Origin of the sequence: Miniphocaeibacter massiliensis, assembly GCF_900232905.1 — a bacterium.
GTDB lineage: Bacteria > Bacillota > Clostridia > Tissierellales > Peptoniphilaceae > Miniphocaeibacter > Miniphocaeibacter massiliensis.
Genome location: NZ_OCTQ01000003.1, coordinates 1 through 13744, shown reverse-complemented (window position 1 = coordinate 13744; position 13744 = coordinate 1). Strand labels below are relative to the sequence as shown.

13 protein-coding genes and 1 rRNA gene are annotated in these 13744 nt (G+C 30.2%); 12 read left to right on the top strand and 2 right to left on the bottom strand.

Annotated elements, in window-relative coordinates:
* The first annotated feature begins 13 nt into the window (after nucleotides 1–13).
* Nucleotides 14–1561, top strand: coding sequence for an ABC-F family ATP-binding cassette domain-containing protein (locus CS899_RS06285; protein ID WP_100065331.1), 1548 nt, complete (start codon nucleotides 14–16; stop codon nucleotides 1559–1561).
* Between the two features lie 87 nt (nucleotides 1562–1648).
* Nucleotides 1649–2014: a GNAT family N-acetyltransferase gene (locus tag CS899_RS06280; protein ID WP_242491884.1), complete on the top strand. Its 366-nt coding sequence runs from the start codon at nucleotides 1649–1651 to the stop codon at nucleotides 2012–2014.
* Nucleotides 2015–2050: 36 nt separating this feature from the next.
* On the opposite strand, the gene CS899_RS06275 is transcribed toward CS899_RS06280, so the two are convergent.
* Nucleotides 2051–2665, bottom strand: coding sequence for a DsbA family oxidoreductase (locus CS899_RS06275; RefSeq protein WP_100065330.1), 615 nt, complete (start codon nucleotides 2663–2665; stop codon nucleotides 2051–2053).
* Between the two features lie 189 nt (nucleotides 2666–2854).
* Here CS899_RS06275 and CS899_RS06270 point away from each other — a divergent pair, with 189 nt between their 5' ends.
* From CS899_RS06270 to pta, 9 genes are all read left to right on the top strand, one after another.
* Entirely contained in the window at nucleotides 2855–3547 is a 693-nt protein-coding gene (locus CS899_RS06270; RefSeq protein ID WP_100065329.1) for a response regulator transcription factor, read from the top strand.
* Between the two features lie 12 nt (nucleotides 3548–3559).
* Entirely contained in the window at nucleotides 3560–5794 is a 2235-nt protein-coding gene (locus CS899_RS06265; RefSeq protein ID WP_242491883.1) for a HAMP domain-containing sensor histidine kinase, read from the top strand.
* A 135-nt stretch (nucleotides 5795–5929) separates the two neighbouring features.
* A complete protein-coding gene (locus tag CS899_RS06260; RefSeq protein ID WP_100065328.1) occupies nucleotides 5930–6619 on the top strand; it encodes a class A sortase in 690 nt (229 codons plus the stop codon).
* A gap of 57 nt (nucleotides 6620–6676) precedes the next feature.
* Nucleotides 6677–7435 carry an AAA family ATPase gene (locus tag CS899_RS06255; RefSeq protein ID WP_100065327.1) on the top strand — a complete coding sequence of 253 codons (759 nt, stop codon included), beginning with the start codon at nucleotides 6677–6679 and terminating at the stop codon, nucleotides 7433–7435.
* A gap of 8 nt (nucleotides 7436–7443) precedes the next feature.
* Entirely contained in the window at nucleotides 7444–8265 is an 822-nt protein-coding gene (locus tag CS899_RS06250; protein ID WP_100065326.1) for a ParB/RepB/Spo0J family partition protein, read from the top strand.
* A gap of 5 nt (nucleotides 8266–8270) precedes the next feature.
* Nucleotides 8271–8915 carry a cyclodeaminase/cyclohydrolase family protein gene (locus tag CS899_RS06245; RefSeq protein ID WP_100065325.1) on the top strand — a complete coding sequence of 215 codons (645 nt, stop codon included), beginning with the start codon at nucleotides 8271–8273 and terminating at the stop codon, nucleotides 8913–8915.
* 10 nt (nucleotides 8916–8925) lie between these two features.
* Nucleotides 8926–10071, top strand: a complete 1146-nt coding sequence (locus tag CS899_RS06240) for an aminotransferase class V-fold PLP-dependent enzyme (protein ID WP_100065324.1) — start codon at nucleotides 8926–8928, stop codon at nucleotides 10069–10071.
* Nucleotides 10071–10574, top strand: a complete 504-nt coding sequence (locus tag CS899_RS06235) for a DUF4446 family protein (protein ID WP_100065323.1) — start codon at nucleotides 10071–10073, stop codon at nucleotides 10572–10574. Before CS899_RS06240 ends, CS899_RS06235 begins: the two co-directional genes overlap by 1 nt.
* Before the next feature lie 49 nt (nucleotides 10575–10623).
* Nucleotides 10624–11601: a phosphate acetyltransferase gene (gene pta, locus CS899_RS06230; protein ID WP_100065322.1), complete on the top strand. Its 978-nt coding sequence runs from the start codon at nucleotides 10624–10626 to the stop codon at nucleotides 11599–11601.
* A gap of 50 nt (nucleotides 11602–11651) precedes the next feature.
* Here the strand turns inward: pta and CS899_RS06225 are convergent, their stop codons facing one another.
* Complete coding sequence (locus tag CS899_RS06225; RefSeq protein ID WP_100065321.1) at nucleotides 11652–13181, bottom strand: AbgT family transporter; 1530 nt, start codon at nucleotides 13179–13181, stop codon at nucleotides 11652–11654.
* 333 nt (nucleotides 13182–13514) lie between these two features.
* On the opposite strand from CS899_RS06225, the gene CS899_RS06220 reads away from it, so the two are divergent.
* A 16S ribosomal RNA gene (locus tag CS899_RS06220) occupies nucleotides 13515–13744 on the top strand; the annotation flags it as partial.

The window sequence follows — 13744 nt, the reverse complement described above, 5'->3', positions numbered from 1 at the left end:
TTGGAGGTTTTTTATGAGTATATTAACTGTTAAAAATTTAAGCCACAGTTATGGTGGTAGAGATATATTAAAAAATGTAAATTTTATTTTAAATAAAGGGGAACATGTTGGGTTAGTTGGTCCAAATGGCGAAGGTAAGAGTTCTTTTATGAATATTGTCACTGGTAAGCTTATTCCAGATGATGGGGATATTGAATGGGCTAAACGTGTTAGAATTGGATATTTAGACCAACATGCTTCACTAGATATGGATAAAACTGTAAGGTATGTACTTCAAGACGCTTTTTCATATCTTTATGACATAGAAAAAGAGATAAATGATTCTTACGAAAAAATGGCAACTGCTTCTGAAGACGAGATTAATAAACTATTAGAAGAAGTGGGAGAGCTTCAAGAGATTTTAGAACATCAAGATTTTTACCTAATAGATTCTAAAGTTGAAGAAATTGCCAACGGTATGGGAATAAATAAAATTGGTTTAGACAAAAAAGTTTCAGACCTTTCAGGAGGTCAACGTTCTAAGGTTTTACTAGCAAAACTATTGTTGGAAAAACCAGATATTTTAATGTTAGATGAGCCAACTAACTACTTAGATGAAGAACATATTGAATGGTTAAGAAGGTATTTACAAAATTACGAAAATGCTTTTTTACTTATTTCACACGATATACCATTCTTAAATTCTGTAATTAATTTAATTTACCATGTTGAAAATATGGAATTAAATAGATATGTTGGAGATTACAACGAGTTTGAAAGGTTAAGAGATATAAAGAAGAAACAATTAGAGGCAGCTTACAAGAAACAACAGCAAGAAATAGCTGACTTAGAAGATTTTGTTGCAAGAAACAAAGCTAGAGTTGCTACTAGAAACATGGCTATGTCTAGACAAAAGAAACTAGATAAGATGGAAAAGATAGAGCTTATTAGAGATAAAGTTAAACCAGAGTTTAAGTTTTTAGAGTATTCGGCAACAGGTAAAGTTATTTTTGAGACTAAAGATTTAGTTATAGGATACGAGAAACCTCTTACCAAGCCTTTAAATTTAAGAATGGAAAGAGGAAACAGAATTGCTATTGTTGGAGAAAATGGTCTTGGAAAAACTACATTAATTAAGACTATTTTGGGTATGATAAAACCTATTTCTGGAGAAGTGGAGCTTGGACAAAATTTACAAATAGGATATTTTAAGCAAGAAGAAGATTTTGGAAATGAAAATACCTGTATTGAAGAAATGTGGAATGAGTTTCCAAGTTGGGAGCAGTTTGCTATTAGAGCGGCACTTGCTAAGTCTGGTCTTATGACAAAACATATAGAATCTAAAATTCACGTTTTAAGTGGTGGGGAACAGGCTAAAGTTAGACTTACCAAAATATTAAATAGAGAAACCAATATACTTGTACTAGATGAGCCGACTAATCATTTAGATGTTGATGCAAAAGAAGAATTAAAAAGAGCGTTAAAAGAGTATAAGGGAGGAATATTTCTAGTATCTCATGAGAAAGAATTTTACGAAGAAATAGCTACAGAAATATGGGATATGAATGATTTTAAAGAATAATGAGAATTATTAATATTAGAAAAGAACCAGAATATATAGATATGGGGTAAGTATTTTCAAGATAAATGGGCTACAAAAGACAGTTTAATGGTTTATGATGATTGTCTAAGGAGAAGTTTAAAAGCTAGTAGCCCTATACCATTATGGTATTTGTTAGAGGACAAGGGAGAGATTATTGGGTGTTGTGGAATAATAACTAATGATTTTATAAGTTGTATGGACTTATATCCTTGGATTTGTGCATTATATATAGAAGAAGCTAGTAGAGGAAATTCTTTTGGGAAAATTATTATAGATAAATGTATAGAAGATACAAAAAAGCTAGGTTATAATTCTTTATACTTATCAAATAGTCATATTGGATATTATGAAAAATATGGTTTTAAATATATTTGTGATGGATACCATCCTTGGGGAGAAAGCTCGAGATTTTACGAATATATAATAAAATAAAAAAACGACTTTTAAAGTCGTTTTTTTGTTTTATTATTAATCTAACATAAATTTTTCGAATTCTTCAACGCTACCAGTTCCAGCTAGTACAATTCCATTTTGGTAAAAAGTAGGTACAGACCTAACTCCTCTTTCAGCAGCTAATTTCATATCTTCAGCTACTAAGTTTTTCATTTCTTCTTCTCTACTATGAAAATCTTTTACATCCAAACCTAATTCAGTTAAAACAGCGTCAAGGTAATTAAAGTCGTAATAGTCTTTTCCTTCTGCAAAATGTCCTCTTGTAACTTTTCTAAAGTACTCTGCTTGTTTTCCGAACATGGTTGCATATTGAAGTCCCATATGTGCGTGAATTGTATTCTTTGAAATGACAGTTTCTATATTATAGTCTAGTCCTATTGATTTTATCTGGTCTCCTATTAGTCTTGCAAAAAACTCTTTATATTCTTCTACACTATTCATACCAGAAGTTTTAAATCGATTCATTAAATAATTTGTTTTTGTGTTATCATCGTCTGGTTGAAGTTGAAAACTTCTAAATCTAATGTTTGTTAAAGGTGCATTGTTCTTTTCTAAAAATTGTATCATTTTTTCTCCGCCTGCATAAGAGAAAGGGCATGCAACATCTACGTGAATTTCAATATTTTTCATTACGTCATCTCCTTATTGTAATTACATACATTCAATTTATACCACTATTTTTACTTTAGATAACATTTTAATTAAAAGTTTAAATTACTTGTACTATACTATAAATAGATTCTTAATAAATTTTTAATAATTTAGAAATAAGTTTGTAAAAACAAATTGTTATTATATACATACAGAAGGAGAGTTAATATGAAAAGCTATAATATTTTAGTTTGTGAAGACGATATTGCAATATCAAATTCTATTGAGATATTTTTGAAAAATCAAAATTACAATATTTTTAAAGCATATGATGGTTTGGAAGGTTTGAAGATATTTAACGAAAACAAGATAGACCTTGTAATTATGGATTTAATGATGCCAAATCTTTCAGGTGAAGAAACTATTATGAGGTTAAGGGAAAAAACCTATGTTCCAATTATTATACTATCTGCTAAATCTGAAGACATGGATAAAATAACAGGACTTAATATAGGAGCAGACGACTATATTACAAAACCTTTTAACTCTATGGAATTAATAGCAAGGGTAAACTCAGCTATAAGAAGATTTTACAGTTATCAAGTAAAAAAAGTGGATGATGAAGTAATAGAAATTGGAGGGGTTAAGTTAAATACTTTTGAGAAAACTGCAACTGTTGACGATAGAGTGGTTAATTTAACATCTATAGAATACAATATCTTAGAACTTTTGATGAAAAATCCAAATAGAATTTTTTCAATAGATGAAATATATGAAAGGATTTGGAACGAACCTGCATTAGATTCAAAAACAGTAACTGTTCATATTAGAAGAATAAGAGAGAAAATTGAAATAGATCCAAAGAACCCTATGTATATAAAAGTTGCCTGGGGTTTAGGCTATAAATTTGAAGGGGATTAAAAGGTGAGCATTATGACAGAAGAAAATAAAAACTGGTTTTACAAGTTAAGATATACAAGTTGGGGTAGAATTTTAACATTTGTATTAATAGTTTTAATATCTGGAGCTACAGGATTTGGAATATATTCTATGCAACCAGAAAGAACAGAAAAAGAAATAACAGATGATTATATTAGGGATAGATTGGTATTTGAAATTTCTGAAAGCCTAGAATACCATGCAAATCGAAAGATTAACAATGTTAACCTAGGTATTAAATATACTTATGAAAATAAAAAAACTAAAGAAAATTATACAGATAATAAATTTGAAAATATAGAAAAAATTAAGGAAGACAAAGGTAATTTAGTATTTGTAAAAGGTAAGTATACAAAAGAAGGGGTAGAACTACTAGAAAATAATTTAAAAGATGATTATGTAACTTCGGATTTGAAAGAAATACTAGGTTTTAGGTTTAAGAAGAATACGATGCAAAAAGAAAATTCTGAAACTATAAATTCAACAGACAAAGATTATATGGAAAAAATGAGAAGTGCAGAGACTTTTTCTATTGACTCAGAAGACCCGGACATTAGATATACTAAAAATGAATATGGAACATTTTACCCAGGAGAACCAGAGGAAGATATAAGGTCTCAATATGAGACAGATATAATAAAAGATTCATCAACATTGGAAGAAGAAGGAATTGGATACATTTATCCAAAGGGTAGAGTTACTATATATAATACAGAAACTTATAAACTTGAAAATGCAGATTTTGTATTTACAGTAGATAAAAGTGATATAGTTAACAATCCTTACTGTACAGAAAATATAGAAAAAGTTTTACTAGCTGGTTTTCTACCAGGAGTAGGTTTAGCTATAGTTTTACTTTTAATATTTAATGGTTTAAGTGAATATGAAAATATGAAACAAGTTAAGTATATTAAATTTATGGATAAATGGTATATAGATGTTTCTATAATTGGTTTAGGGATAATATTTTTACTAGGACTAACTATTCCAGCCGATCAATTCTATATTGATTACTACCTTTCTATAGGAACAGAGTATAGTATTTTTATTATAATGCTTATATTGGTTTCAGTAATGAGTTTAATGATATTTTCCTACTTTATACTATTATTAAAAGGTTTATTTAACAATGGTATAGTCAGTACAATTAAAAACAAGACTTTAACTTTCTGGGTATTTAAAAAGATAATTAGCGGTTATAAAAAAATAAAAAATACCATAGAAGGAAACATTAAAGATGTTGGAACATTAGGCGTTGTAGGATCTGCATTAGTTACTTTAGCAATGGCAGTGGTAGTAATCTTCTTTAGCATTATTTTTAGAGCTGAAGGAGAAGGAGCTTGGTTTATTTTAGGAGTAATAGCCATAGCTTTAACTTATACAGTAATTTACAATATAGTAAAAAATATAAAGAATATAAACGATACAAGCGCAGAAATAGCTAAAGGAAATTATGAAGTAAAAGTAGACGAAAGTATGCCGTACTTTAAAAATATTGCACATAATTTTAACACTATTGGAGATAATTTAACCACAGCTGTTGAAGAACAAGTTAAGGCTGAAAGAATGAGGACAGAGCTTATTACAAATGTAAGTCATGACTTAAAAACACCTTTAACATCTATAATAAATTACTCTAAAATATTAATAGATGAAGAATCTTCAAAAGAAGAAAAAGAAGAATATGCACAAGTAATTCATGAAAAAGCATTGAAATTAAAGGTTTTAATAGAAGACTTATTCCAAATTAGCAAAGCTACAAGTAACAATATAGAATTTGAATATGCTAAATTAGACTTTTCAGCACTTGTTTTACAAGGTATAGGAGAATGGAAAGATAATTTCGAAGAAAAGAATTTGGAGATAGTATTTAATAAACCAGATTATCCAGTAGTATTAATGCTAGATGGTAGTAGAACTTACAGAGTTATTGATAATTTAATGGGTAATATTTGCAAATATGCTCAAGGAAATACTAGGGTATATATAGATTTAAAAGATGATGAAGAAGAGATTAAGTTAACTATAAAAAACATTTCAGCTTATGAGTTAAATATTAGTGCAGAGGAGCTTATGGAAAGATTTACAAGAGGGGATAAGTCAAGAAATACAGATGGCTCAGGTCTTGGACTTTCAATAGCATCTTCTTTAATAGAAGGTCAAGGTGGAAAGTTTAATATAGATATAGATGGAGATTTGTTCAAAGTAAGTATTAAATTTAAGAAATAACTATATAAATAGAAAAGAACCTGCTATACGAGGTTCTTTTTTGTTTATTCAATTTAGATATATAGTTTATAATATAAAAAAGCAGTAAAATTTGATATTATTAATAGTAAAGAATAAATTTAGGAGAATTATAAAATGTCGAAAAGAAAAGTATTTGGATTGTTAATAATAATTATAGGTGTTCTTGCGCTAGCTATTACACCAATTATGAATTTGTATATTAAAAATAAAGTCGAGTCTAGTTTGACTGACTTTAATACATTATCTGCTGAAGATTTAAATAAGAACAAAGATGGAGATGGAGATTTTAATTTTGATAATCTTGATGAAATATCTCCTAGCAAGGTTATTTTAAATCCAGGAGAAATAAACAAAGATTTAATTATTGGACAAATGGTTATACCAAACATAAAGGCTAATTTAACGATGTTTAAGGGACTTAGCAATAATGAATTATTAGCAGGGGTAGGAACTATGAAAAAAGATCAGGTTATGGGTAGAGGAAACTATTCTATTGCAGGTCATTATGCAAAAAACAACACTCTACTTGGAAATTTAATTTCTGTAAATAAAGGAGATATTATAAGAATAACGGATAAGATTAAAACTTATGAGTATAAGGTGTATGATACTCAAAGAGTAAGTCCAACTAGTGTAAATTTAATAGAGGATACTGTTTCAGAAGAAAGAGGAAACCCAATAGTAACTGTTATGAATTGTTATTACAAAGATGGAAAAAACACGGGAGATAGATACTTTGTTTTTGGAGATTTAGTAACGGTAAAAGATTATATCGAGTCAGATATAAATTCAGGAATCAATTAATTAAAGATAATTTTGAAATGTTAATATATGCTATAATAATTTGAGAAAGGGGGTATTATGAAAGCGATTTGTGTGTTCAACCAAAAAGGTGGAGTAGGGAAAACTACAACAGTTGTAAATTTAGCTGCAGCTTTAGGGCTAAAAGGAAAAAAAGTGTTGGTTATGGACTTAGATCCACAAGGTAATAGTTCTTCTGGTTTCGGAGTGGATAAAATGAACTTAGAGAATACAGTATATGATTTATTTATTAATGATGTAAAATTAGAAGATATCATATATAAAACAGAAGCTGAGAATGTTAGTATAATACCTTCGAATACTTCTTTATCTGGTGTGGAGGTAGAACTTATTAATACACCAAGTAGAGAATCGGTTTTAAAAAATGCTTTAGAGGGTTTTGAGGATTTTGATTATATAATAATGGATTGTCCTCCTTCTTTAGGGTTTTTAAGTATAAATGCACTAACTGCTGCAGACTCGGTATTAATTCCTATACAAAGTGAATATTATGCTTTAGAAGGTGTAAGTCAGTTAGTTGAAACTATAAATCTAGTTAAAAAGTCTTTAAACAAGGATTTAGAAGTTGAAGGCGTATTAATTAGTATGTTTGATGGAAGAAACAATCTTTCTTTGGAGGTTGTGGAAGAAGTAAAGAAATATTTTAAAAACAAAGTTTTTAAAAGTATTATTCCAAGGAATGTTCGCTTAGCAGAAGCTCCTAGTTACGGAGAGAGTATTTTTGATTATGATAGCAAGTCTAAGGGAGCTGTGGCATATGAAAAACTTGCAAAAGAAATAATTAAGAATAATAAATAGGTGATGAAATGGCTAAAAAAAAGGGACTAGGCAAGGGATTAGAAGCATTAATTCCTCAAAATGTTATAGATGAAGATTTAGAAAAAAAGAATATAGAGGAACTTGAACTTAAAGAAATTTTTCCAAGGGAAGATCAGCCAAGAAAAGAGTTTGAAGAAGAATCTTTAGAAGAGTTAAAAACTTCAATATTGGAATATGGTATTATACAACCTATTGTTGTTAGGAAGAAAAACGAAAAATATGAAATAGTAGCTGGAGAGAGAAGATACAGAGCTGCTAAATTGGCGAAATTGGAAAAAGTTCCAGTTAGAATTATGGATATAGGCGATGTAGAGATTAAAGAAATTTCTATTATTGAAAATATCCAAAGGGAAGACTTGAATCCTTATGAGGAAGCTTCAGCATACCAAGAATTGATGGACGAGTACGGATATACTCAACAGGAGTTAAGTGAAAAAATAGGAAAAAGTCGTTCTTACATAGCGAATACAATAAGGCTGTTAAAATTGGATCCAGAAATATTGGAACATTTGAAAGAAGGAGACATAACTTCTACTCAGGCGAGGTCATTACTTGCTATTGAAGATAAAAATAGTAGATTTAAAATGCTTGAAAAATTACTTTTAAAGCAATCTAATGTTAGAGATTTAGAGAAAGTTGCATTTAGAAGAAAGTCAAAAGACATATATCAGCAGGAACTTGAAGAAAGACTTGTTGAAAGACTAGGAACAAAAGTTGATTTAAAGCCTAAAAAAAGAGGCGGCAAAATAGAAATTACTTATATGAGCAACGATGATTTAGAAAGAATTTTAGAAATTATAGGAGGATAGAGAAAATGTATATTGAAATGGGATTAGTTGAGTATTTAGAAAAAACAAAAAGTAAAGAAATGCCAGGTGGAGGTTCTGTAGTAGGTTATACAGGGGCTTTGGGTGCAGCTTTAACTATGATGGTTGCTAACTTGACTTATGGAAAAAAATCTTTTGAATCTTTAGATGAGTCTATTAAAAATGAAGTTAAAAAAGACTATGAAACAATGGATAGCCTTATAGAAGAACTTAAAAAAATGGTTGATGCAGATGCAAAATCTTTTGATGGAGTTTTAGAAGCTTATAAATTGCCAAAAGAAACAGAGGAAGAAAAAACTTTTAGAAAGCAAAAAATTCAAGAAGGATATAAAGTTGCTATGGACGTTCCTCTAAAAACTTGCGAACTTATAATAGATTGTATGAAAAATCAAAGATCTTTTGCTAAATATGGAAATATTTATGCTATAACTGACCAAGGCGCTGGAACTTTATTGCTTGCAGCGAGTGGAGAAGCTGTTTTATTAAACGTTATTATTAATTTAAGTAGTATAGAAGAAGGAGCTTATAAAGAAGAGGTAAAAGTTAAGCTGGAAAAATATACTAACGAAATAAAAGAACTTCAAAAAGAAATGATGGATAGTTGTTACAACAGATTAAAAGAAATGAAATAGAGGAACTGTTTTGATATATTTTGATAATGCCGCAACAACATTCCCAAAGCCGGAGATGGTTTATGAAAAGACTATGGAGGCTATGAAGGAATTTGGAGCAAATCCTGGAAGGTCTGGGCATAAATTGTCTCTTAAAATGGATAGGGAGATATTTAATACTAGAAATTTATTAACAGACTTTATAGGAGGAGATAATCCTTTAAACTTGGCTTTTACAAAAAATTGTACAGAGAGTTTAAATATTGCAATTAAAGGTTTAGTAAAAAAGGGAACTCACGTGATTACTACAAGTATGGAGCATAATTCTGTACTTAGACCGTTGAAACATTTGGAAAGCCAAAAGTTAATTGAGCTTACAATAGTTAATGCTAATATAGATGGGATTGTAAATCCAAAAGAAATAAAAAATGCTATAAAAGAAAATACAGATCTTTGTGTAACCACAGCTATGAGTAATCTAACGGGAACAATAGTAAATACTAGAGAAATTGGCAAAATTTTAAAAGATAAAAATATTAAATATATAGTAGATGCTGCTCAAGCTATAGGTTATTTAGATATAGATGTAAAAAAGGACAATATAGATATACTTTGTTTTCCTGGACATAAATCATTATTTGGACCAATGGGAACCGGAGGACTTTATGTAAATACTAAAGAATATATAGAGACTATCATGGAAGGTGGAACAGGGAGCTTTTCTATGGAATTGAATCAACCTTCTATTTATCCTGATAGATTAGAGTCTGGAACTATTAACGGTGTTGGAGTAGTTGGGCTTGGAGCAGGCGTTGAGTATATAAATGAAGTAGGTTTAAAAAATATAAGAGACCATGAAAATATATTAAAAAACTATTTTATAGATGAGTTAGAACAAATAAAAGAAATAAAAGTTTATGGTTCAAAAGATGAAAGACAAGGTCCTGTTGTATCAGTGAATATTGAAGGATTAGACTCTTCAGAGTTAGCCTATATTCTTAACGAGGGTTATGATATATATGTTAGAGCTGGTTTTCATTGTGCACCACTTGCACATAAAACAATAGGCACACAAGAAAAAGGTGCGGCTAGATTTAGTTTTTCATATTTTAACAATGAAAAAGAAATTGAAAAAACAATAGCAGTTTTGAAGAAGATAGTAAAGGAGAATCGTTAATGGAGGCGTTGAAATCAGTAGTTCAAACATTTAGCTTTCTCTTATTTATCATATTAACGATACTAATGATAGTTGCATTCTCTAAAATTTTGCAAGTAAATAGAAAAGTTAATAGACTTAAAAAGAGATATGATAATATTCTAAATGGTAGAGGGGAATTAAATATTGAAGAAGTACTACTAGCACATACAGAAGAAATAGAAGCTATTAGAGGAGACCTTGGTAAAATATCTGGCGAACAAACTCGACTTAATAAAAACTTAGCTTATTCTCTACAGAAAGTAGGCTTTCACAAATATGATGCATTTCCAGACTTGAGTAACAAGCTATCTTACACGTTGGTGTTATTAGATAGTTTTGACAACGGAATAATGATTACTAGTATTTATGGCAGAGAAAATTCATTATCTTTTTCAAAGAGAATAGAAAAAGGAATAGCCAAAATGGATATTTCTGACGACGAAAAAATTGCATTAAATAGGGCGTTGAGCACGGACAAGTAAAAAATTTCATGATAGTATTACCGTGAATATATTAATGGGAGTGACTTAAATGAATATAGTTGACAGTATAAAAGATAAAGTAAAAGGTAAAAATATGAAAATAGTATTTCCAGAAGGAGAAGATAAAAGAATTTTGGGAGCGGCTATAAAATTAAAAAATGATGGATTAATAGAACCTATAATATTAGGAGATTTTGAAGAGATAAAGAAAACTGCTTCAGAAAATTCATTAGATATATCCGGATTAAACATATTAGAAATTGATAAATACGAAGAATACGAATCTTTAGTAGATGCCTTTGTAGAAAGAAGAAAGGGAAAAGCTACTAAAGAAGATGCTTTAGAACAACTTAAAAATGTTAACTATTTTGGTACAATGTTAGTATTTACAGGAAAAGCGGATGGTCTTGTAAGTGGAGCTGTTCACTCAACAGGAGATACTGTAAGACCTGCTTTACAAATTATAAAAACAAAACCAGGAGTTTCAAGAACTAGTGGAGCCATGTTAATGCTTGGAGAAAAAGGCGGCAAATATTTATTTTCAGATGTTGCTATTAACATTACACTAGAGCCACAAGAGTTAGCAGAAGTTGCTGTAGAATCTGCAAAGACTGCTAAAATATTTGATATAGATCCTAAAGTAGCTATGTTAAGTTTCTCAACTAAAGGTTCAGCAAAACACGAACTAGCAGAAAGAGTTGCAGAAGCTACTAAAATAGCAAAAGAATTGGCTCCAGAGTTGGCAATAGACGGAGAAATGCAATTTGATGCAGCCATAGCACCAGAAGTAGGAGAGAAAAAAGCTCCAGGTTCAGATGTTGCTGGAAAAGCTAATGTATTTATATTTCCAGACTTGCAAGCTGGAAACATAGGATATAAAATAGCCCAAAGATTAGGTGGATATGAAGCTATAGGCCCTATATTGCAAGGGCTAAATATGCCTATATCTGATCTTTCAAGAGGATGTAGCGAAGAAGATGTATATAAACTTTCTTTAATAACAGCAGCACAAGCATTAGAAAAATAATATAAAAAAGCATTGGATATAATCCAATGCTTTTTTGTTGCTTGTTAAAATTATACTTGTATGAATGTACCTGGTCCTAAAGGTATATTGAATACATAGAAAATAATTAAAAGTATTATCCATGATATTAACAATATAAAGGAATAAGGCAACATTGTAGATATTATAGTCCCTACACCGCTCTTTTTATCATATTTTTGAGCAAATACAACAATCATAGCAAAATAATTCATAAGAGGAGTAATAATATTTGTACTAGAATCTCCAATTCTGTAAGCTGCTTGAGCAAGTGAAGGACTTAAACCGACACCGAACAACATAGGTATAAATATTGGAGCCATTATAGCCCATTTTGCACTTGCAGAACCTAAAAATAGATTTAAGAAAGAAGATAAAATTATAAATGCTATAATTAAAGGTATTCCAGTAAAGCCAACACTTTCTAAGAAATGAGCACCTTTTACAGAAATTATCGTAGCTATGTGTGTGTATTCAAAGTACTTAACAAATTGTGCAGCGAAGAAAGCTAAAAATATAAATCCACCCATACTCTTCATACCTTCTGTAAATCCTTCCGCCATATCTTTAGTAGTTTTAATTTTCTTAGTAGTAATTCCATATACTATAGATGGAATTAAAAATACAAAAAATATTATTCCGATAATACCTTGACTAAGAAAAGCTTTTAAGCTCAAATCGCCATTATCATCTAATGTTTTAAATAATGCATTTTCAGGTATAACACAAATAGCAATAACAATAATAATTAACAGTAAGGCAATACCAGCATTTCTAAGACCTTTAGATTGTAAAGGGGTCACTTCTGACTTTTCAACCACAAAATCTCCAGTATACTTACCTAAAGTTGGAACTGTTATTTTTTCTGTGATAAGAGTACCTATAATAACAATCATAAAAGCTGATGCAGCCATGAAATACCAATTTGATGTTGCCGTAATACTAACATCTAAACCTACGGCATCTGCAGCAGTTTGAGTAATTGCAGACAATTGAGCATCTGTAGCACCAAATAATAAGTTAGCACTAAAACCAGCAGAAACTCCAGCAAAAGCAGCAGCAAGTCCAGCTATAGGGTTTCTACCTGCTTCGGCGAAAAGTAAAGCTCCTAGGGGGATAACAACTATATAGCCGACATCTCCTGCAACATTAGCCATTACTCCAGAAAATATAATTATGGGAGTTAAAATTTTTGGATTTGCACCAAGAAGCAACTTCTTTAATGCTGTTTCTATTAAACCAGACCATTCAGAAATACTTACTCCAAGCATAGCTACAAGAACAACGCCTAGAGGAGCAAATGATACAAAGTTGTCAACCATATTATTAAGCATCCAATTAATACCATCTTTGTTTAGTAGAGTTACTACTTCAACAACTTCTTTTTCTCCAGTACGACCATTTACAAAATCCACAGAAGTACCTTGTAGAAAATAAGAAATTACCATAATAGCTATACTCATTATTATGAAAATCATAAAAGGATGAGGCATAGCATTACCTATTTTTTCGATACGTCTCAAAAACTTAGAACCTTGCGCATCTTTTTTTTCCTTCTTCATAAAAAAGAACCTCCTTAAACATTTATTGCTATAAACCTATACTAACAATAGGTCGTAGCCTATATAGTATAGCATAATAAAATAAATGAAATAAACATCATGAGTTAAACGTTGGAATTTCAACAGCATAAAATAAAGTGAAAAATATTTCAAAAAAGTGTTGACATAATATTTGAAGCCATGGTATACTAAATGAGTTGTCACGGAGAGTGCAACGAAAGAACCTAGACAAAAGAAAAGTGTAAAAAACTTTGAGAAAAGAAGTACAACCAAACAATAATTTTCGGTGTAAAGAAAATAAAGAAGTCAGCAGATAAGAGCTGATCAAACATTTTAATTGAGAGTTTGATCCTGGCTCAGGACGAACGCTGGCGGCGTGCTTAACACATGCAAGTCGAACGAGAATCTATTAGACTGATATTTCGATTGAAGACTGATAGAGGAAAGTGGCGAACGGGTGAGTAACGCGTGAGCAACCTGCCTTACACAAAGGGATAGCCTCGGGAAACCGGGATTAATACCATATGAGACCCCATTATCGAATGATAAAGAGGTTAAAGATT